We start from the raw sequence: 20719 nt of genomic DNA on the forward strand, positions 1-20719 counted from the left end.
GCGGAGAGAGGCAGTGCGGTGGTCAGCAGCAACGGTGCCGGGCGGGCATTCATCGGGTCGTTCACCTCGGCGGGCGGACGCGGCATCACCGTCGCCGCCGTGGACGAGGAGACCGGTGCCCTCACCGTCCTCGGTACGACGGACGCCGTTCCCGATCCCTCCTACCTCGCGCTCGGCCGGGGCACCGGCCCGGGCGGCGCGGTGCTGTACGCGGTGAGCGAGACCGAGCAGGGTGCGGCCGCGGCCCTCGACATCAGCCACGATGTTCCGCGGCCCCTCGGGGAGACCCGGCAGGTCGGCGGGAACGGCCCCACCCATCTCGCGCTGGCGGGCGGCCACGTGGTCACCGCCAACTACGGCTCCGGCAGCGTCACCGTCCTGCCCGTCCTCGCCGACGGGTCGCTCGGCGCAGCCGCCTGCGTACTCGCGCACGAGGGCAGCGGCCCGGTCGCCGAACGCCAGGAGGGGCCGCACGCCCATCAGGTCCTCCCCGACCCTACGGGGGAGTGGGTACTGAGCGTCGACCTCGGCACGGATTCCGTGCGGGTCAGCGCGCTCGGCCCGGAAACCGGGGAACTGCGCCCGCACGGTGAGACGGCACTGCGTCCCGGCACCGGCCCGCGCCATCTCGCGTTCCATCCCGCCGGCGGCCACGCCTATGTGCTGAACGAACTGGAGCCCACCGTCACGGTGTGCCGGTGGGACGCCACCGCCGGCGTCCTGGAAGCCGTCGGCGAGGCGCCCGTACTGCCGGCCGGGGTGAGCGGCGACGGCAGCCCGGCGAGCTATCCCTCCGAGGTCGTCGTCGCGCACGACGGCCGGTTCCTGTGGGTGGCCAACCGCGGCCACGACAGCATCTCCGTGCTCGCCCTCGACGCCACCGGCGAGCAGGCGTCGCTGGTCACGACGGTGAGCTGCGGGGGACACTGGCCGCGCGACCTCGCCCTCGACCCCACCGGCAGGCGGCTCTACGCCGCCAACGAGAGGTCGGGGAACGTCAGCTGGTTCGCCGTGGACCCGGAGACCGGCATCCCGGCTCCACAGGGGTCGCTGGAGGTCCCTGCGGCCTCCTGCGTGACCTTCGCCTGAGGAACGGCGTGTGCCCCGGGACCCGCCTGCGGGTCCCGGGGCACACGTGTGTCACCGATGGGGCGGGTGCCGTCCGTCCCGCTCCCGCGACGGACGGCCACCTTCCCGCGGCACGGATCAGTGGGTGTGAGCTCCCTGAGCCACCGCAGGAGCGATGCCGAGCGCGGTCGTGTACATCGACAGCACCAGCTTGCCGATCGCCGGGTACGCGCCGAGCGGCTCGGCGCTCGCGCAGCCGGCCTCCTTCACCGCGGCGTCCAGCAGTCCTTCGGCCACCTCGGGTCCCACCAGGTAGGGCGCCACGGCCAGCTGCAGCGAGCCGGAGCCCTTCAGCTGCTCGGCGATCGAGGCGACCGAGCCCTCGACGTCGAGCGCGGCGGCCATCACCGGCACCGCCAGCCGCGCGGCCAGCAGCATGCCGGTGATCCCCGCCGCCTGCACGGCCTCCTCGCCACCCACGGTGGCCAGCACGATGCCGTCGGCAGCCGTGGCCACGGTGAACAGCCTCGCGCGGTCCGCGCGGGCCAGACCGGCTTCGGAGAGGCGCACGTGCAGTGCCTCGGCGAGCAGCGGGTGCGGGCCGAGCACATCGGTCAGCTCGGCCTGAGCCCCGCTGTCCCCGATCGCGTGGCGTATCCGCTGCACCAGCGTGCTGTCGGGCCCCGCGAGCAGCGGCACGACGACGGCGGCCGGGCCCTCGGGCTCGGCGACCTCGCGGCCGGCGGCCCTGGCCTGCTCGAAGCGCGCGACGCGCTCGGCGGCGGCGTGGGCGAGAACCGAGGCGAGGGCGGGGTACTCGGCGTCGTCACCGTCGACGTAACCGATCAGGGCGTTCAGACCGGGCAGCTCGGAGCGGGCGATGCTGATGACCTCTTCGGCGAGACTGCGGCTGGCCGAGGAGGGGGTACCGGGAACGGCGAGAACGAGCGCGGCAGCGCCCTCAGGTGCGACCACGGGCTCCGGGCGGCGGTGCCGTCCGGACTGGCGAGGTCGCGGCATTCGTACTGGCAGGCCGGAAGCGGGCCCAGTGGGGGTGCTCATGGCGCCGCATGCTACTGGTTTTGGGTACCCCGCTGCTCGGGGAGGGGGCGGTCGAGCGTTGTCTGTCCGCATTTATCCGATCAGTGGCTTACCGGTCGACTGCCCTGCTCTGTCACCCCTGGGAAATGCCGGGTTCCTTCGGGGACACGGTGACCCGGAGCAGCGTCGGATGGAGCGGCAGGCGCAGACGATCCCTGGCGAGTGCCTGTGCGATGCGCAGCGAACCGATCAGCGGATCACCCGAACCGGGGACCGTCCGTGCCTGCGGGAGCTGCCGCGTCAGCGCCTCGCGCAGCGGAACGAGCAGTGGCTCGCCCATGCGGAACAAGCCACCGGTCAGTGCCACTTCGTACGCCGCGTCCCCCGCGCCCGCCTTCGGGCACACCGCAGCGGCCGCCTCGGCGATGTGTCCGGCGGCGTCGCGGAGGATGCCCTCGGCTACGGGATCGTGCGCCGCGCACGCGGCCACCTCGGGAGCGAACGAGGCCAGGACCGCAGGCCGGTCGGTGCGCGGATAGAGCAGTCCGGGCAGGCCGGGGGCGGGGCCGAACACCGTCTCCAGCCTGGCCAGCAGGGCCGGGGAGCCACCGCGCCGCCCGTCATGGGCGCGCATCGCCGCGTCGAGTCCGGCCCGGCCGATCCAGGCACCACCCCCGCTGTCGCCCAGCAGGTGCCCCCAGCCGTCGGCCCTTCGCCACCGGGTGAGATCCGTACCGAGCGCGATCAGGCCGGTACCGGCCGCCACGACCGCACCGGGCCGCTGCCCGACCGCCCCCGCGTACGCGGTCACCGCGTCGGCGGCCAGTGCCAGCTGCCGCAGTCCGAACGCGGCGGCCATGGCCGCAGGCAGTTCGGCGCGCAGCTGGTCGCCCAGCGTGGCCATGCCGGCCGCCCCGATCGCGGCGGTGGCGATCCGGCCGTCGCCGCCGTGCCGGGAGAGCAGGTGCCGGACGGTGGGCAGCAACTGATCGAGGAGGTGTGCGGCGTCGATGCCCAAGGGGCCGGTCCGCACCGGTTCGGCGCACGCCGACGTGGCCAGGGGCGCTTCACCGTCCACTGTGCCCAGTGCCACCCTCAGCCCGGAACCGCCCGAGTCGACCCCGAGGACGAACGCGCCGGGCACATGCCCGTGTGACTCCATGGACCGGCTCCTGTAGGCAGGGAATGACGGCGGCAGCCTATCTCCAGGCCTCTCGGGACGGGCCGGTGGAGTCGGCGACGCACCTCCCCGGTCCGCCTGTTCACCGCAGGCGGGGGAGCCGCAGGGTGCCTGCTGTTACGCCGGTAGGGTGAGGCCCGTGACAGCGCGACCGTTGAACGAAGTTGTGGAGCCCGGGTGGGCCCAGGCGTTGGCCCCCGTAGCGGGACGCATCGCCGAGATGGGGGACTTCCTGCGGGCGGAGGTCGCGGCAGGCCGGACGTACCTGCCGTCGGGGGCGAACGTGCTGCGCGCGTTCCAGCAGCCGTTCGACGAGGTGCGCGTGCTGATCGTCGGTCAGGACCCCTATCCCACCCCGGGGATGGCCGTCGGGCTGAGCTTCTCGGTCGCACCCGAGGTCGGCCGGCTTCCGGGCAGCCTGGAGAACATCTACCGCGAGCTGCACACGGATCTGGGGCTTCCCCGGCCGTCGAACGGTGACCTGACCCCGTGGACGCGCCAGGGCGTGCTGCTGCTGAACAGGGCGCTGACGACCGCACCCCGCAAGCCGGCCGCCCACCGCGGCAAGGGCTGGGAAGAGGTCACCGAGCAGGCCATCCGGGCGCTGGTGGGGCGGGGCACCCCGCTGGTGTCCATCCTGTGGGGCCGCGACGCCCGCAACCTCCGGCCTTCGCTGGGGGACTTCCCGGCGATCGAGTCCGCCCATCCGTCCCCCATGTCGGCGGACCGAGGCTTCTTCGGTTCGCGTCCCTTCAGCAAGGCCAACGAGTTCCTGGTCCGCCAGGGGGCGCAGCCGGTGGACTGGCGCCTCCCGTAGCGAGGGCGGGCACTCGTTGCCCCCCGCGGGCCCGGGCCCACCGGCGGCTCGGCGCCTCCCGGTCACCCGTCGATCGTGGCCGCCCGGACGCACAGGACGTCAGGCAGGTGCGAGGCGAGCTGCTGCCAGCTGTCCCCGTCGTCCGCGCTCGCGTACACCTCCCCGTTGCGGTTGCCGAAGTACACACCGGCCGGGTCGGCGTCGTCGGTGCAGAGCGCGTCGCGCAGCACCGTGCCGTAATGCGCGTCGTCGGGCAGCCCCGACGACAGGGGTTCCCAGCTGCTGCCCGCATCGGTGGTCCGGAAGACGCGGCAGCGGTGCCCGGCCGGAACCCGGTCGGCGTCGGCGTTGATCGGGAAGAGGTACGCCGTGTCCGCGCGGTGCGGATGTGCCGCCACCGCGAAGCCGAAGTCGGAGGGCAGGCCCGCGCCGATGTCCGTCCAGCTGCCCCCGGCGTCGTCGCTGCGGAACACCCCCCAGTGGTTCTGGAGATAGAGCCGGTCGGGATCGACGGCGTCCCGGCTGACCTTGTGGACGCACTGGCCGAACTCCGGGTCCGGATCGGGCAGGAAGACCGCCGACACCCCCCTGTTCGCGGGTGTCCAGCTCTCTCCGCCGTCCGCCGTTCTGAACACCCCGGCGGTGGAGACGGCGACCGTGACCGACTGCGGGTCCCGCTCGTCCGTCAGTACCGTGTGCAGCCCCTCTCCGCCGCCGCCCGGTACCCATTTCGAGCGCGTCGGATGCTCCCAGAGCGGGCGCACCAGCTCGAACGACTCGCCCCTGTCCTGCGAACGGAACAGTGCGGCCGGCTCGGTGCCCGCGTACACGACGTCGGGCGCCTCGGGGCCCGCGGGATGCAGCTGCCAGACCCGTTCCAGCGAGGTCCCGGTGAACTCCGGGAACTTCACTGCCGGTTGCTTGGGCTCCACCCAGCTCGCGCCCAGGTCGTCGGAGTGGAACACGGACGGGCCCCAGTGCGCGCTGTCGCCGCCCACCAGCAGCCGGGGGGCGTCGCCGCGCTTGTCGATACCGATCGAGTAGATCGCCTGCGCGTTGAAGTGCGGGCCGTCGAACTCCCATGCGCCACCGCTCCTGCGGCCGATGAAGAGCCCCTTGCGGGTGCCGACGGTGAGCAGAACATCGGTCATGACCGAACCTCCCGAAACGCCGTTGTGCCGGATACGCGCCAGTCTGCACCCAGCCACTGACAGTGGCGCGCAGGACGGCTCCGGACACCGCCGCTTCCGCGGCGGACGACGGGGTTCGTGCGTCCGACGCCTCAGGGCCTCTCGGGCGGTTTCGGACGGGTGAGGAGACGGGTCGTGCTTCCGTCGTCCTCGGCGATGTCACGGACGTGACGGAAGCCGATCCGGTTCAGCAGGGCGAGCGACGGCTCGTTGGCCGCGTCCACCGTCGCGTGCACCTCGGTCAGACCCAGGGTGCCGAAGCCATGGCTGACCAGCGTCTCGGCGATCTCGGTGCCCAGCCCCTGGCCCCACGCCGCCGGGGCCACCGCGTAGACGATCTCGTGGCCGTCCACGCCGGGTGTGGGGGACGGCTTGATCTCGGCATGCCCGACCGCACGCCCGCGGTGCCGGACCACCCAGACGCCGAACAGGTCCTGCGCGTACACCTTCGTGAAGAGCCGCCCGAACAAGGCACGGTCCTCGGCCTCCGCGTCCACGCCGTCGCCCATCCAGCGCCCCACCCGGGCATCCTGGAAGAGGGCGACGAAGTCCTCCTCGTCGGCGGGTGCGTACGGCTCCAGCAGCAGGCGTCGCGTGTGCAGGACAGGCGTCTTCATGCCGCGCGACGGTAGCGAGGCCCCACCGCCGCCGCAACCGACTTGATCAGCGGCCGGGAGCGGCCGTGCTGCTGCGGACCACCAGGTTCGTTGCCAGGTCGACGCGGGTGGTCGCGGGCTGCCGGCCCCGGCCGAGGTCGAGCACCAGCCGGGCCGCGGTCTCGGCCATCTCTATGAGCGGCTGGCGCACCGTGGTCAGCGGCGGCCCGATCCACCGGGTGAGCGGCAGGTCGTCGAAGCCGACCACACTGAGGTCCTCGGGGATGCGCAGTCCCAGTTCCCGCGCGGCCTCGTACACACCGAGTGCCTGGAGGTCGTTCCCGGCGAAGATGGCGGTCGGCCGGTCCGCCATGCGCAGCAGTTCCATGCCGGTGGTGTACCCGGCCTCGTGCTGGAACTCGCCCTCGCGGACCAGGGCGGGATCGATCGGCAGGCCCGCGGTTTCGAGGGCGGCACGGTAGCCGTCCACCCGGGCGCGGCTGCACATCATGCGCGACGGGCCGCTGATGACCCCGATCCTGCGGTGCCCGAGCCCGGTGAGGTGGCGGGTGGCTGCGAGCCCGCCCTGCCAGTTCGTCGTCCCGACGGACGGGATGTCGTCGCCGGGGTCGCCGGCCGGGTCGACCACCGCGTACGGGATGTTGCGGCTGGTCAGCTGGGCGCGCTGGGCGGCGGTGAGGTCCGACAGGACCAGGATCACCCCGACCGGCCTGCGGGCCAGTACGCCGTCCACCCAGGTCTGCCCGGGGGTGAGGCGGCCCGCGCTCTCCGAAAGGACCAGGCTCAGGCCCTCCTCGCGCGCGACGTTCTCCACGCCGCGCACGACCTCCATGGCCCACGCACTGTCCAGCTCGTGGAAGACCAGATCGATCAACTGCGACTGGGTGGTGGAGCCGCGTCTGCGGCGGTAGCCGTGCAGCAGCAGCAGTTCCTCGACCTTGGTGCGCGTGCCGGGGGCGACGTCGGCCCGCCCGTTCAGCACCTTCGAAACTGTCGGAGCCGAGACTCCGGCCGCTCGGGCGATTTCCGCCAGGGTGGCGGTGCCGTCCGACGACTCGCCGGCAGGCGCATTCTCCTGATGTGACTGGACGTTTGCGGGGCTCATGCAGGGAATCGTAACTGCCCGCCGCCAGCAGGGAGGGGTGGGGCCCCGAGGAAAATTCCCTCGCCCGGACCTCTTGACTGGCCCGAAACACGACCGTACGGTTCCGGCAACATTCGCAAGCAGGGCCGAAACATTCGACAGAGGTGCGGTCATGGGGTCGGGAATTTTCACTCAGAGTACGCGTGTATCGAGATGGACCGCAGCCGGTGCGGCCATCGTGATGGCAGGCGTGCTGGCGGGCTGCGGGTCGGGTGGCGACAGCGGCGGTGACGGCGGCGGCACCCTCACCGCGTACGTCTACGGCGACGACGCGGTCAAGGTGCAGGACGCTGCGGTCAAGGAGTTCAACAAGACCTCGAAGGTCAAGGTCAAGCTTGTTTCGGTGCCGGGCACCGAGTACGTCAACAAGCTGCGGAGCGCCATGGGCTCCCCGAGCGCCCCCGACATCTTCTTCAACTGGGGCGGCGGCTCCATCAAGCCGTACGTCGACGCCAACCAGCTGGTCGACCTCACGTCGACGGTGAAGAACGACGCCACGCTCAAGGACGGTTTCCTGCCGTCAATCGTCACCGCCGGTGGCCTCGACGGGAAGACCTACGGCATCCCCATGCGCGGCATGCAGCCCGTGATGCTCTTCTACAACAAGACCCTCTTCGCCGAGAACCACGTCGAGCCCCCCAAGACGTGGGAGGACCTGCAGAAGGTCATCACCACCTTCAAGGGCAAGGGCATCACCCCGTTCGCTCTCGGAGGCTCCGACAAGTGGCCCGAGCTGATGTGGATGGAGTACCTCCTGGACCGGATCGGCGGCCCCGACGTCTTCCGGAAGATCCAGAACGGCGACACCTCCGGCTGGGGCGACCCGGCCGTGCTCAAGACGGCCCAGACCGTCAAGCAGCTGGTCGACGACGGTGCCTTCGGCAAGAACTTCAACTCCGTCGACTACGGCAACGGAGGCGCACCCACCCTGCTCAACAAGGGCAAGGCCGCCATGCACCTGATGGGCTCGTGGGAGTACTCGACCCAGCTGGGCAAGGCGCCCGAGTTCGCCAAGAAGGACCTCGGCTGGACGGCGTTCCCGACAGTGGCCGGCGGCGTCGGTGACGCGGCGAACGTGGTGGGCAACCCCACCAACTACTGGTCGGTCAATGCCCGGACCAAGCACAAGGACGCGGCCATAGCCTTCCTGAAGGCCATGGCGGCCAAGTCCTACAGCCAGGCCCTCGTCGACAACGGTGACGTCCCGACCACGTCGAACGCCGCCTCCATGCTGAGCGGATCGCCCAACCCGAAGTTCGCCACCGACCAGTACGACATGGTCCAGAAGGCCCCGGACTTCACACTCTCCTGGGACCAGGCACTGGAGTCCCGGTACGCCACCCCGCTGCTCACCGAGATCAGCAAGCTGTTCGCCGGTAAGTCGACCCCCGAGCAGTTCGTCGCCGCGATGAAGGCCGTCAAGTAACAATGTCCCACGTCTCTTCGTACAAAAAGGTGCGCGGAGGAAGGAAGGCGGCCGTCGGCAACGTCGGCCGCCCCCCGGTGGCCTGGGCCGTGCCCGGCATCCTCTTCTTCGCCCTATTCGCGATCGTCCCACTGGCGATCGCCGTCTACCTCTCCTTCTGCCACTGGGACGGACTGAACTCCCCGACACCCGTCGGCACGGACAACTGGACCCGGCTGTTCAAGGACCCGGAGTTCCGCCAGGCCGCGTGGCTCAGCCTGCTCCTCACCACGATCAGCTGGGCCTTCCAGACCCCGGTGGCGCTGCTGCTCGGCGTCTGGGCGGCGGGCAGGCAGCGCAGCCGAGCGGTGCTCTCGGCGGTCTTCTTCATCCCGCTGCTGCTCTCCACCACCGCCATCGCCATGCTGTTCCACGCGCTGCTCGATCCCAACTTCGGGGTCATCAAGACGATCGGCCCCTGGTTCGGGATCGATCCGAACATCATGGGCTCGTCGACCGGCGCGCTGCTCACCGTGGCCTTCGTCGGCGGCTGGCAGTTCATGCCGTTCCACACCTTGATCTATCAGGGCGGCACCCGGCAGATCCCCCAGGTCCTGTACCAGGCCGCGGAGATCGACGGCGCCGGCATGCTCCGCCAGTTCTTCCACATCACCCTGCCGCAACTGCGGAACACCATCACGACCTCGTCGGTCCTGATGATCGTCGGCTCGCTGACGTACTTCGACACCGTGCTGATCATGACCAAGGGCGGTCCCGGCACGGACACCACCGTGCTGCCGTACCTGATGTACCGGACCGGCTTCCAGACCTACGACCTCGGCTATGCCGCGGCGATCGCCACGGCCCTTGTCGTGGTGGCCACCGCCCTGTCGCTGATCCTGGTCCGCTTCAGCGGTTTCGGGAACATGCGGTCCACCCGGGAAGGTATGTGACGAGATGTCAATCGACACCCGCCCCGTGGCGCGCCCCACGTCGCCCGTGACCCGGAGCCGGCTGGCCGCCTCCCGGCGCCGCAGGAAGTGGGGCAACCCACTGGCCGGCCTGGGCTCGCTGGTCTGGCTGCTGCTCGTGGTCGTCCCGCTCTACACCCTGGTCTCCTCGTCCCTCATGCACCAGGACGAGGCCCTCAACGGCGATCCGCTGGCCGTTCCGACCGACCCGACGCTCGACAACTACCGCACCGTGCTCGACAGCGGCTTCTCCTCGATGCTCACCAACACGGCCGTCGTCGCCGTGGCCACGGTCGCCATCGTCCTGCTGCTCGCGGTGCCCGTCGCGTACGTCGCGGTACGGACCCGCAGCCGGCTCTCTTCGCTGGCCTTCCGGACCTTCCTGCTCGGCGTGGCCATCCCCGCGCAGGCCGTGATCGTGCCCCTGTACCTGCTGATCAGCAAGATGGGTCTGTACGACAGCCTGCCGGCCATCATCCTGCCGACCGCGGCGTTCGCGATGCCGGTGGCCGTGCTGATCCTCAGCGGCACCATGCGTGATGTCTCCGAGGAGATGTACGAGGCGATGGCGCTCGACGGCGCGACGCCCCTTCGCATGCTGTGGCAGCTGGCGATCCCGATGTCCAAGGCGGGCATCAGCACGGTGGCCATCTACACGGCTCTCCAAGCGTGGAACGGCTTCCTCTTCCCGCTGATCCTGACCCAGTCGGAGGAGAACCGGGTGCTCACGCTGGGCCTCTTCAACTTCATGTCCCAGTTCGGGGTCAACGTGCCCGCCGTGCTGGCCGCGATCGTGCTCTCCGTCGTGCCGATCTTCGCCGTGTACCTCGTGGCACGGAAGGCACTGGTCAACGGACTGATGGGGGTGGGCGGCAAGTAGCGCTCAACGCCGCCCCGCACCACCGTACTCATGAGAGGAACCCCTGCCCCCATGGCAATCCCCGCTGTCCCGCACGCCCGCAGCACCGGAGCGGCCCCGCCCGTCGACGGCCCCTGGCGCGACCCCTCCCTCACCCCGGAGGAGCGGGTGGCCGATCTGGTCCCCCGGATGACCCTGGAGGAGAAGGCCGCCCAGCTGTACGGAATCTGGGTCGGCGCCGATGCCGAGGGCGACGGGGTCGCCCCGCACCAGAACGACATGGTCGACCCGGTCGACTGGGACGACCTGACGACCCGCGGCCTCGGCCAGCTCACCCGGCCGTTCGGCACCGCCCCGGTCGACCCCGGCGTCGGGGCCCTGGCCCTGGCCCGTGCCCAGGAACGGATCGTCGACGCCGGCCGCTTCGGCATCCCCGCCCTCGCGCACGAGGAGTGCCTGGCCGGCTTCACCACCTGGGGCGCCACCGCCTACCCCGTCCCCCTGTCGTGGGGCGCGGCCTGGAACCCGGACCTGATCGGCGAGATGGCGCACCGGATCGGCGCCGACATGCGTGCCGTCGGTGTCCACCAGGGCCTAGCGCCGGTTCTGGACGTGGTGCGTGACCTGCGCTGGGGCCGGGTCGAGGAGACCATCGGCGAGGACCCGTATCTGGTGGCCACCATCGGCACCGCCTACGTCCGCGGACTGGAGTCCGCCGGGATCATCGCCACGCTCAAGCACTTCGCCGGATACGCGGCCTCCGCCGGCGCCCGCAACCTCTCCCCGGTGCGGGCCGGGGCGCGTGAGATGGCGGACGTCATCCTGCCCCCCTTCGAGATGGCGCTGCTGGAGGGCGGGGCGCGTTCGGTGATGCACTCGTACGCCGAGATCGACGGTGTGCCCGCGGCCGCAGACCCGGCCCTGCTGACCGAACTCCTGCGGGACACCTGGGGATTCACCGGGACCGTCGTCGCCGACTACTTCGGCATCGGCTTCCTGGAGACCCTGCACAAGGTCGCCGCCGACCGCGTGGGCGCCGCCAGGCTCGCCCTGGCCGCAGGCGTCGACGTGGAGCTGCCCACCGTCCGCAGTTACGGCGACGTCCTCGTCGCCGCCGTACGGGACGGGGCGGTGGACGAGGCACTCGTCGACCGGGCCCTGCACCGCGTACTGCTGCAGAAGTGCGAACTCGGACTGCTCGACCCGGACTGGTCGCCGCTGCCCGCCGTGCTGAAGGGCGGAGTGCCCGCTGACGCCCGCGACACCGTCGACCTCGACCCGCCGGAGAACCGGGCCCTGGCCCGGGAACTCGCCGAACAGGCCTGTGTGCTGCTCGCCAACCCCGGCGGCACGCTGCCGCTGCGGGACGCCGGGCGGATCGCCGTGGTCGGACCCCGAGCCGACGACGCGCTGGCCATGCTCGGCTGCTACTCCTTCCCCAGCCATGTCGGCGTCTCGCACCCCGAGTCCGAGATGGGGATCGACGTGCCGACGGTCCTGGAGTCGCTGCGCGGAGAGTTCCCCGGATCCGGCGTCGACTTCGCCGTCGGCTGCGAGGTGGACGGCACGGACACCTCGCGGATCGCGGAGGCCGCCCGGCTGGCCGGGGAAGCCGATGTCTGCGTCGCCGTGCTCGGCGACCGGGCCGGACTGTTCGGACGCGGTACTTCGGGCGAGGGCTGCGATGCGACCGATCTCTCGCTGCCCGGTGTGCAGGGTGAGCTCCTCGATGCCCTGCTGGCCACCGGTACCCCGGTGGTCCTGGTGCTCCTGACGGGCCGCCCGTACGGGCTGGGACGCTGGGCGGACCGGGCGGCAGCGGTCGTGCAGGCCTTCTTCCCGGGCGAGGAGGGAGGCCCGGCGCTGGCGGGTGTGCTCTCCGGCCGGGTCAACCCCTCAGGCCGGCTGCCGGTGGGCGTTCCGCAGGGTCCGGGCGGTCAGCCGTGGACGTACCTGCAGCCGCCCCTGGGACTGGCGAGCGGGGTCAGCAACCTGGACCCGACACCGCTGTACGCCTTCGGGCACGGCCTGTCGTACACGACCTTCGACTGGGAGCAGGGCGATCCCGACCCTGTCGAGATCCCCACCGACGGCTCCGCCGACGTCGAGGTCACGGTCCGCAACACCGGGGAGCGCGACGGCGCCGAAGTGGTACAGCTCTACCTCCATGACCCGGTGGCCCAGACCACCCGGCCGCAGGCCCGCCTGATCGGCTACGCCAGGGTGCCGCTCGCCGCCGGCGCGGCGGCCAGGGTCCGGTTCCGCTTCCACGCGGATCTGGCGTCCTTCACCGGCATCGCCGGCCGTCGCGTCGTCGAGCCCGGCGCACTCGAACTGCGGCTCGCCACCTCCAGCGACGAGGCCGGCATCCGCCGGACCCTGAGGCTCCGGCTCACCGGTCCCGAGCGCATCGTCGACCACCGGCGGCGGCTCGTCTGCGGCACGTCGGTCGAGCCCGCCCCCGTGCCGGAGCCGGCCGCGTACTGACCGGCACGGCCCGCACAGCCGCACCATCCCCCTCGTGAACCTCCCCGCCGCCACGGTGCGGCCTCGCCGCCGGATGCGGGGAGGTTCACGAAACTTTCGAAGCATCTCCATCGAACGCGCGTCGATCCCGGCCCCGATGTCGCGGAAGACGTGTCCACCGGAACGGGAAATGTCATGCGCAAGACAACGCGAGCCGCCATGGTCGGCACCGCCGCCGCGGCCCTGCTCGTCTCCTCCTTCACCCTCAGCGCCTCGGCGGCCCCGGAGCACTCCCGCTCCCACGGGAAGCCGAAGCCCCCCGCCGCCGGCACCCTGGGCGGTCTCGGCCTGCGGGCCGACCTGCGCATCGGCACGGCGGTCGACATGGCGGCACTGGCCGCGGACGCGCCCTACCGGGCCAAGGCGGCCGGCGAGTTCACCTCCGTCACCCCGGAGAACGTCATGAAGTGGGAGGTCGTCGAGAAGGAGCGGGGCACCTACGACTGGGCCGCCGCGGACGAGCTGGTCGACTTCGCCGAAGCCCATGGGCAGCTGGTGCGCGGCCACACCCTGCTCTGGCACAACCAACTGCCGGCCTGGCTCACCGAGGGGGACTTCAGCGCCGACGAGTTGCGCGCCGTCCTGCGCAAGCACATCACCGACGAGGCCGGCCACTTCAGGGGCCGGATCTGGCAGTGGGACGTCGTCAACGAGGCCTTCGACGACGACGGCACCCTGCGCGACAGCATCTGGCTGCAGAAGCTCGGCCCCGGCTACATCGCGGACGCCTTCCGCTGGGCCCACCAGGCCGACCCCAAGGCCAAGCTCTTCATCAACGACTACAACATCGAGGGCGTCAACGCCAAGAGCACGGCCCTCTACGAGCTGGTCGTGGAGCTGCGCAAGCAGCACGTACCGATCGACGGCGTCGGCATCCAGGGACACCTCTCCGTCCAGTACAACGCTCCGCACGACATCGCCGACAACATGAAGCGGTTCGACGATCTCGGTCTGGAGACCGCGATCACCGAGGCGGACGTCCGCATCCCGATGCCCTCCGACAGCACCCGGCAGGAGGCCCAGGCCGAGGGGTACGACGTGCTGCTGCGCGGCTGCCTGCTCACCCGCCGCTGCACCGACTTCACCGTGTGGGGCTTCACCGACAAGTACTCCTGGGTCCCCGGCACCTTCGAGGGGGAGGGCGCGGCCAACCTCTTCGACGAGAACTACGCGGCCAAGCCCGCGTACAAGGCCCTGACCCAGGACCTGAAGCTCGCCGCCGGCCGGAACTGAAGGGGAGGCGATGACCACGGGCACGGAAGGGCGCCGCGATGACTGACAGCCTCCGGATCACGGGAGTGAGAATCACCCCGGTGGCCTTCCGGGACCCGGCGTTGCTGAACGCCGTGGGTGTGCACGAACCCTACGCACTGCGGGCGATCGTCGAGGTGGACACCGGCGAAGGGCTCGTCGGGCTCGGCGAGACCTATGCCGACGAGGGCCATCTGCGCCGCCTGCGGGCAGCAGCGGGCGCCCTCACCGGGATGGACGTGTACGCACTCGGCGCCATGCACCGCAAGGTGGCCGAGATCCTCGCCGGGGACGACGGAACCGGCGGGTCGGGTCTGACCGGGATGATCACCACCAGCAGCGCCGTCGACCGGGTGTTCTCCCCGTTCGAGGTCGCGTGTCTGGACCTGCAGGGTAAGGCCGCCGGCCGCCCTGTCAGCGATCTGCTGGGCGGGGCGGTACGGAACTCCGTTCCGTTCAGCGCCTACCTCTTCTACAAATGGGCCGGGCACCCCGGTGGCGAACCCGACGACTGGGGCGCGGCGCTGGATCCGGACGCCGTCGTCGCCCAGGCCCGGCGCATGATCACCGAGTACGGGTTCACCGCGGTCAAGCTCAAGGGCGGCGTCCGGCCTCCGGAGGAGGAGATCGAGGCGGTCCTGGCCCTGCGCGAGGCCCTTCCCGGGGTACCGCTCAGGCTCGACCCGAACGCGGCCTGGAGCGTGCCGACTTCGGTCGCCGTGGCCCGCAGGCTGGAGGGGGCCCTCGAATACCTGGAGGACCCCACCCCCGGACTCGCCGGCATGGCGGAGGTGGCGCGCCAGACACCCATCCCGCTCGCCACCAACATGTGCGTCGTCGCCTTCGAGCAGCTGGCCCCCGCCGTCCGGCAGAACGCCGTCCAGGTGGTGCTCTCCGATCATCACTACTGGGGCGGTCTGCACCGTTCGAAACTGCTTTCCGGGATCTGCGACACCTTCGGCATGGGGCTGTCCATGCACTCCAACTCCCATCTCGGCATCAGCCTTGCCGCGATGACCCACCTGGCAGCCGCCACACCCCACCTCACCTACGCCTGCGACACGCACTGGCCGTGGAAGACGGAGGACGTCGTCGAGCCCGGCGTGCTCGAGTTCGCCGACGGCGCGGTCCAGGTCCCCGACGGACCGGGGCTGGGTGTGGAGATCGACCAGGACGCGCTGGCCCGGCTGCACGAGCAGTACCTCGGCTGCGGTCTGCGCAACCGGGACGACACCGGCTACATGCGTCGGATCGACCCGGGCTACGAGAAGAAGTCACCGCGCTGGTGACCCGCCGCGGAGCCCGCCATCGGCTCCGCGGCTCCCGCTCCATCCCCCTTCACAGGAGACCGAGGATCTGTCATGGCCCCTCTCGACTGGGCCGCCCTGGGCGGCTACTTCCTGGTGATGCTGCTGATCGGTCTCTGGTCGCACAAGCGCGTCGGTGACGTCAGCGACTACTTCACCGGTGGCGGCCGGATGCCCTGGTGGCTCTCCGGCATCTCCCACCACATGTCCGGCTACAGCGCCGCCGTGTTCGTCGCGTACGCCGCCATCGCCTACAGCTACGGAATCACCGTCTACATCTGGGCGTTCCTGCCGCTGGCCCTCGGCACCGGCGTCGGCGCCTGGCTGTTCGCCCCGCGCTGGAACCGGCTCCGGCAGCGGTACGCCGTCGCCTCGCCGCTGGAGTACCTCGCCAAGCGGTACAACGTCCCCACCCAGCAGGCGCTCGCGTGGAGCGGCGCCCTGCTCAAGGTCTTCGACGTCGCCGCCAAATGGGCATCGGTGGCGGTCCTGCTCAACGTGTTCACCGGAATGTCCATGACGGCCGGCATCCTGATCACGGGGGTGGTCACCCTGCTGTACTGCACCGTCGGCGGGCTGTGGGCCGATGCGCTCACCGACTTCGGCCAGTTCATCATCCAGGGCTTCGCGGCCCTGGCCATGGTCTGGGTCGTCCTCGACAGGCTCGGCGACGGCATATCCGGCCTCGGCACGATCTGGCACAGGCTGCCGGAGGGACACGGCCATCCGCTGGTGGGCCCGTACACCGCCACCTTCCTCGGCGCGTACGTCGTCGTGAAGCTCTTCGAGTACAACGGCGGCATGTGGAACCTGGCCCAGCGCTACATGGCCACCGACACCCCGAAGGCCGCCCGCCGGTCGGCCGGACTGTCCGCCGTGCTGTACGTGGTGTGGCCCGCGGTCCTGCTGTTCCCGCCGCTCGCCGCTGCCGTCCTGCTGCCGGACATCACCGATCCGCAGAAGGTCTACGCGCTGATGGCGGAGTCGTATCTGCCCGCGGGCCTGGTGGGGCTGACTCTGGCGGGGATGTTCTCCCACACGATGGCCATGGCGTCCTCCGACGCCAACGCGGTCTCCGCGGTCGTGACCCGTGACATCATCCCGGCCCTTGTCCGCGGTGCCCGGAACCTGCCCCCGGCGACCGGACTGCTCGTCGCCCGGGTCTGCACGGTCGTCTTCATCACCATCAGCATGGCCGTCGCCATCGAGGCCGATCACTTCGGTGGGGTGCTGGGCATCATCGTCGGCCTGGTCGCCGCCGTGATGGGGCCGATCTCCATCCCGATGCTGCTCGGTCTGCTGCCGCTCTTCCGCCGGTGCGGTCCGCGGGCGGCCCTGTCCTCCTGGGCGCTCGGGCTGGCCGGCTACGTACTGGTGAAGTTCGTGCTCGACAGCACCGACCAGACCCTGATCATCGTCACCCCGCTGGTGACCTCGCTGGTGGTGTACGTCGTCGTCGGGCTCCTGGCCCCCGAACCCGACGCGACGGCGGACGCGATCGTCGCGGCGGTCTCGGGCCCCCACGGGGACGACGATCCGGCCACCGCCGCTCAGCCGCAGCCCGTCGTACCCGGCTCCGCCGGCTGACCCGGGCACGGCCCCGTACCGGAGTTTTCCTCCGGGCAGCCATCCACCCAATTTGTCATGAGTATGAACAAATAGGAGAGCAGAATGGACGACAACGTTCCGCAGCACGCCGGCCGCAGAGCGGTGCTGGGACTCGGACTGGGTCTCACCGCACTCACCGCGACACCCCTCGGATCCCTCCTCGGCCTGTCGGCCGAGGCGTCCGCGGGCGGCCGGGGCCCGGCGGTGCGCCCCACCGACTCCGGCGCGTACATCTCGTTCATCTCCCGGCGCGGCAGCTTCGCACTCGTCAGGAACGGGCGAGCGGCCCCGATCCTGGTCAGCGACCGCGACTGGGCCGGCGTCGTCCGGGTGGCGGGTGACCTGCAGAGCGACATCGAGCGCGTCACCGGCGTCCGTCCCACCCTCTCGCACGGTGCTGCGCCCAAGGGCCGCGAGATCACGATCATCGGCACGGTGGGCCGCAGCCCGCTGATCGACGGACTGATCGCCCGGGGCAAGCTCGACGTCTCCACGCTCCGGGGGAAGTGGGAAACCAGTCTGCAGACCGTCGTCGACAAGCCGCTGCCCGGCGTCGACAGGGCGTTCGTGATCGCGGGCAGCGACCAGCGCGGCACGATCTTCGGTACGTACGACGTCTCGCGCGGCATCGGCGTCTCACCCTGGTACTGGTGGGACGACGTCCCCCCCGTACACCGCGACGAGATCCATGTCCTGCCCGGCCGGCACACCCAGGGCACCCCGGCCGTCAAGTACCGCGGCTTCTTCATCAACGACGAGAACCCGGCGCTCGGCACCTGGGCCCCCGCCTACTTCGGCCCCGGCAAGGCGCCCGGCTTCGAGGGCGGCTTCAACGCCGACTTCTACGCCAGGATCTTCGAGGTGATGCTGCGGCTCAAGGCCAACTACCTCTGGCCCGCCGTCTGGGGACGCGCGTTCGCCGAGGACGACCCGCTCAACCACGCCACCGCCAAGGCGTACGGCGTCGTCATGGGCACCTCGCACGAGGCCCCGATGATGCGCGGCATCGAGGAGTGGAACCGTCACGCGGTCGCGGCGGTACGCGACAGTGCGGGCAACATCACCACCCCCGGCCACGACCCCTACGGCGGCACCGGCGAATGGTCCTTCCGCCGCAACGCCGAGGCGATCAAGGCCTACTGGGCCGACGGCATCCGCCGGATGAAGGACGAGGACTTCGAGGGCATCGTCACCCTCGGCATGCGCGGCAACGGCGACGTCAGCCTCCCCGACGGTGACGGCATCGAGCTGATGACCGAGATCATCGCCACCCAGCGAAAGCTTCTGGCCGAGGTCTCCGGCCGGGACGTCACCACGATTCCGCAGGTCTGGACGCTCTACAAGGAGGTCCAGCGCTACTGGGACCGCGGGCTCCGGGTTCCCGACGACGTCACGGTGGTGCTCACCGACGACAACTGGTCGAACATCCGCAAGCTGCCCGACCTCGGGAACGAGCCCCGCGCAGGCGGTTACGGCCTCTATTACCACTTCGACTATGTCGGGGTCGGCCGCAACTACAAGTGGGTGGACACGGCGTCCCTGCCCAACATGTGGGACCAGCTCCACCAGTCCGTCGCCTACGGCGACGAGGGGCTGTGGGTCACCAACGTCGGCGACCTCAAGGGCAACGAACTGCCCACCCAGTTCTTCCTGGAGTACGCCTGGAACCCGGAGCGGTGGACGCTGGACCGGCTGCCCGAGTGGGAGGAGCGGTACGCCCGGCAGAACTTCGGCGAGAAGCAGGCCGCCGACGTGGCCGACGTCCTGCGCGGCTACGCCCGGCTGCAGTCGCGCCGCAAGCCCGAACTGCTCAACCGCAAGATCACCCTCGACCCGGCCAAGGACCCGGCCCGGGATAGTTCGGCGATCGTGTACGACGACGAGGCGACCCCGTTCAGCATCGTCGACTACCGCGAGCTGGAGCGGGTGACGGAGGAGTGGCGGGTGCTCGGCGCCCAGGCCGAACGGGTCGGGCGCGGACTGCCGGCATCCGTCCAGGACGCCTGGTACGAACTGGTCGGCTACGAGGTGCAGGCGACCGCCAATCTGTACGCGCTGCGGGAGGCGGAGTTCACCAATCTGCACTACGCCGCACAGGGGCGGGCGCTCACCAACGACCTCGCGACTGCCGCCGAGGCCCGGCTCGCCGACGACCTGGCCCTGGCCGACCGGTTCAACACGCAGATCGCAGGCGGCAAGTGGCAGGGGTTCCAGACCCAGCCGCACATCGACTACGGGGACGTGGCCCGCTACGGTCCGAACGCCCCCTGGCAGCAGCCCGAGATCAACAACGTCGCACTCAAGGACGTGCTCTTCCCCGCGGTCGAGCGCCTCGAGCTGCCGGCCGCTGCCGAGATGGGCGTGGCCGTCGACGGCTCGGCCGCATGGTGGCCGCACGAGCAGGGCCCGGCCGTACTGCCGGTCTTCAGCCCGTACCAGAGCCAGCCCGCCCAGTACATCGAGGTGTTCAACCGGGGCCGCGCCCCGTTCGACTACCGTGTGCGCACCGGCGTCTCCTGGCTGACCGCGGACCGTGTCCGGGGGCGTGTCGAACAGCAGGACCGGATCACCCTGCGCGTCGACTGGGCGAGGGCGCCGAAGGGGGTCACCGAGGTGCCGGTCACCGTCAGCGGGCCGGACGGGACCGAGGTGGTCGTCAAGGCTGTGGTCGACCGTCCCGCACTGTCCCGCTCGCGTCTCGACGGCTTCGTCGAGGCCAACGGGTACGTCTCCATCGAGGCCGACCACTACAGCCGGGCCGTCGACGGTGAGGGTATCCACTGGCAGCGCATCCCGGACATCGGACGGACCGGCGCGGGAATGGAGCCCTTCCCGGTCACCGCCGCCCGGCAGAACCCGGGCGGAAACAGCCCCCGGCTGGAGTACCGGGTCAGTCTGTTCACCACAGGCCCGGTCACCGTCCACGCGTACCTCTCGCCGCGCAACAACCCGCTGCCGACCGACGGACTCACGTACGCGGTCTCCTTCGACGACGCCGCACCGCAGTCGGTGAACGTCACCAAGGTGACGGGGGCCGATGACGGGACCATGAACGCGCAGTGGGCCCGCAACACCTCCGACAACGTCAATGTCACCAGTACGGCACACCACATCGGCGCCGCCGGAGTGCATGTGCTGAAATTCTGGATGGTCGACCCGACGGTGGTGCTGCAGAACCTGGTGGTCGACACCGGCGGCCTCAAGCCCAGCTACCTGGGCCCGCCGGAGAGCCTCCGGCTGCGCTGAGGAGCCCGGGGCCCGGGCGAAGGGGAGAGCAGAGCGAATGAAGAGCGGCAACGAGGACAACGTTGTGCCGGCCGGCCGACTGGAGGTGACCTCCGCCGGTTCGGGGGTCGAGATCACAGTCGGCACACCGTCGGGAGAGCTCTCGCTGATCTGCACCCCGGCCCGGGCCCGGGAACTGGCCACCGCTCTCGGCCTCGCGGCGGACGAGGCCGAGAGCGCGCGGCCGGCTGAGCCGGTCACCGTGAGGGCGGACGAACTGCGCCGCGGGGACGTACGGGACGGGGACCGGGCGATGACCGTGGACTCCGTCCGGATCGACGGGGCCACCGCCCACATCACATGGAAGTCGGGCGCGGGACGCAGCTGGAACCAGCTCTACGACGCCGACGCCCGCATCACGCTGCGCCGCCGCGGGCGCCGGCCCGGGCCCTGAGCCCGCGCAACCCGTTGATTCCCGTGTGCGCCCTGTCGTGCGCGGCCGCGGGACGG

Annotated in this window: 16 protein-coding genes; 11 read left to right on the forward strand and 5 right to left on the reverse strand. The window is 70.9% G+C overall.

The genetic code is table 11. The annotated features are described in order from the left end of the window. Positions 1-18: 18 nt before the first annotated feature. The gene (locus ABZ434_RS27385; protein WP_359142167.1) at positions 19-1089 is read left to right on the forward strand and encodes a lactonase family protein; all 1071 of its coding nucleotides are present in this window, start codon (positions 19-21) and stop codon (positions 1087-1089) included. 117 nt (positions 1090-1206) lie between these two features. Here the strand turns inward: ABZ434_RS27385 and ABZ434_RS27390 are convergent, their stop codons facing one another. Then, positions 1207-2130, reverse strand: a complete 924-nt coding sequence (locus ABZ434_RS27390; RefSeq protein WP_359142169.1) for a hypothetical protein — start codon at positions 2128-2130, stop codon at positions 1207-1209. A gap of 112 nt (positions 2131-2242) precedes the next feature. Beyond that, entirely contained in the window at positions 2243-3271 is a 1029-nt protein-coding gene (locus ABZ434_RS27395) for a BadF/BadG/BcrA/BcrD ATPase family protein (RefSeq protein ID WP_359142170.1), read from the reverse strand. 157 nt (positions 3272-3428) lie between these two features. On the opposite strand from ABZ434_RS27395, the gene ABZ434_RS27400 reads away from it, so the two are divergent. Continuing rightward, entirely contained in the window at positions 3429-4106 is a 678-nt protein-coding gene (locus ABZ434_RS27400; RefSeq protein WP_359142172.1) for a uracil-DNA glycosylase, read from the forward strand. Between the two features lie 62 nt (positions 4107-4168). Here ABZ434_RS27400 and ABZ434_RS27405 read toward each other — a convergent pair whose 3' ends face one another. The 3 genes from ABZ434_RS27405 to ABZ434_RS27415 form a co-directional block, all read right to left on the reverse strand. Next, on the reverse strand, positions 4169-5257 hold the full coding sequence (locus ABZ434_RS27405; RefSeq protein ID WP_359142174.1) for an exo-alpha-sialidase: 1089 nt from the start codon (positions 5255-5257) through the stop codon (positions 4169-4171). A gap of 131 nt (positions 5258-5388) precedes the next feature. Next, positions 5389-5913 (reverse strand): GNAT family N-acetyltransferase, encoded by a 525-nt coding sequence (locus ABZ434_RS27410; RefSeq protein ID WP_359142176.1) that lies wholly within the window; start codon positions 5911-5913, stop codon positions 5389-5391. 46 nt (positions 5914-5959) lie between these two features. Then, entirely contained in the window at positions 5960-7018 is a 1059-nt protein-coding gene (locus tag ABZ434_RS27415) for a LacI family DNA-binding transcriptional regulator (protein ID WP_359142177.1), read from the reverse strand. A 214-nt stretch (positions 7019-7232) separates the two neighbouring features. On the opposite strand from ABZ434_RS27415, the gene ABZ434_RS27420 reads away from it, so the two are divergent. The 9 genes from ABZ434_RS27420 (at position 7233) to ABZ434_RS27460 (ending at position 20663) form a co-directional block, all read left to right on the forward strand. Beyond that, entirely contained in the window at positions 7233-8483 is a 1251-nt protein-coding gene (locus ABZ434_RS27420) for an extracellular solute-binding protein (RefSeq protein ID WP_359142261.1), read from the forward strand. A gap of 2 nt (positions 8484-8485) precedes the next feature. Beyond that, positions 8486-9415: a sugar ABC transporter permease gene (locus ABZ434_RS27425; protein ID WP_359142178.1), complete on the forward strand. Its 930-nt coding sequence runs from the start codon at positions 8486-8488 to the stop codon at positions 9413-9415. A 4-nt stretch (positions 9416-9419) separates the two neighbouring features. Then, positions 9420-10313 (forward strand): carbohydrate ABC transporter permease, encoded by an 894-nt coding sequence (locus tag ABZ434_RS27430; protein WP_359142180.1) that lies wholly within the window; start codon positions 9420-9422, stop codon positions 10311-10313. A gap of 51 nt (positions 10314-10364) precedes the next feature. Next, a complete protein-coding gene (locus ABZ434_RS27435) occupies positions 10365-12779 on the forward strand; it encodes a glycoside hydrolase family 3 N-terminal domain-containing protein (protein ID WP_359142182.1) in 2415 nt (804 codons plus the stop codon). A 174-nt stretch (positions 12780-12953) separates the two neighbouring features. Further along, on the forward strand, positions 12954-14051 hold the full coding sequence (locus tag ABZ434_RS27440; protein WP_359142185.1) for an endo-1,4-beta-xylanase: 1098 nt from the start codon (positions 12954-12956) through the stop codon (positions 14049-14051). A gap of 38 nt (positions 14052-14089) precedes the next feature. Then, positions 14090-15358: a glucarate dehydratase family protein gene (locus ABZ434_RS27445; RefSeq protein WP_359142187.1), complete on the forward strand. Its 1269-nt coding sequence runs from the start codon at positions 14090-14092 to the stop codon at positions 15356-15358. A gap of 72 nt (positions 15359-15430) precedes the next feature. Continuing rightward, positions 15431-16963, forward strand: a complete 1533-nt coding sequence (locus tag ABZ434_RS27450; RefSeq protein WP_359142189.1) for a sodium:solute symporter family protein — start codon at positions 15431-15433, stop codon at positions 16961-16963. An 84-nt stretch (positions 16964-17047) separates the two neighbouring features. Further along, positions 17048-20230: a glycosyl hydrolase 115 family protein gene (locus tag ABZ434_RS27455; protein WP_359142191.1), complete on the forward strand. Its 3183-nt coding sequence runs from the start codon at positions 17048-17050 to the stop codon at positions 20228-20230. A gap of 37 nt (positions 20231-20267) precedes the next feature. Beyond that, entirely contained in the window at positions 20268-20663 is a 396-nt protein-coding gene (locus tag ABZ434_RS27460) for a hypothetical protein (RefSeq protein WP_359142193.1), read from the forward strand. The last annotated feature ends 56 nt before the right edge of the window (positions 20664-20719 follow it).

The organism is Streptomyces sp. NPDC005761, assembly GCF_040630635.1.
Taxonomy (GTDB): domain Bacteria; phylum Actinomycetota; class Actinomycetes; order Streptomycetales; family Streptomycetaceae; genus Streptomyces.

Bases quoted from the DNA above. Each gene is read 5' to 3' on its own strand.
- ABZ434_RS27390 (WP_359142169.1), bottom strand. From the start codon at position 2,130: ATGAGCACCCCCACTGGGCCCGCTTCCGGCCTGCCAGTACGAATGCCG.
- ABZ434_RS27395 (WP_359142170.1), bottom strand. From the start codon at position 3,271: ATGGAGTCACACGGGCATGTGCCCGGCGCGTTCGTCCTCGGGGTCGAC.
- ABZ434_RS27405 (WP_359142174.1), bottom strand. From the start codon at position 5,257: ATGACCGATGTTCTGCTCACCGTCGGCACCCGCAAGGGGCTCTTCATC.
- ABZ434_RS27410 (WP_359142176.1), bottom strand. From the start codon at position 5,913: ATGAAGACGCCTGTCCTGCACACGCGACGCCTGCTGCTGGAGCCGTAC.
- ABZ434_RS27415 (WP_359142177.1), bottom strand. From the start codon at position 7,018: ATGAGCCCCGCAAACGTCCAGTCACATCAGGAGAATGCGCCTGCCGGC.
- ABZ434_RS27425 (WP_359142178.1), top strand. From the start codon at position 8,486: ATGTCCCACGTCTCTTCGTACAAAAAGGTGCGCGGAGGAAGGAAGGCG.
- ABZ434_RS27430 (WP_359142180.1), top strand. From the start codon at position 9,420: ATGTCAATCGACACCCGCCCCGTGGCGCGCCCCACGTCGCCCGTGACC.
- ABZ434_RS27435 (WP_359142182.1), top strand. From the start codon at position 10,365: ATGGCAATCCCCGCTGTCCCGCACGCCCGCAGCACCGGAGCGGCCCCG.
- ABZ434_RS27440 (WP_359142185.1), top strand. From the start codon at position 12,954: ATGCGCAAGACAACGCGAGCCGCCATGGTCGGCACCGCCGCCGCGGCC.
- ABZ434_RS27445 (WP_359142187.1), top strand. From the start codon at position 14,090: ATGACTGACAGCCTCCGGATCACGGGAGTGAGAATCACCCCGGTGGCC.
- ABZ434_RS27450 (WP_359142189.1), top strand. From the start codon at position 15,431: ATGGCCCCTCTCGACTGGGCCGCCCTGGGCGGCTACTTCCTGGTGATG.
- ABZ434_RS27455 (WP_359142191.1), top strand. From the start codon at position 17,048: ATGGACGACAACGTTCCGCAGCACGCCGGCCGCAGAGCGGTGCTGGGA.
- ABZ434_RS27460 (WP_359142193.1), top strand. From the start codon at position 20,268: ATGAAGAGCGGCAACGAGGACAACGTTGTGCCGGCCGGCCGACTGGAG.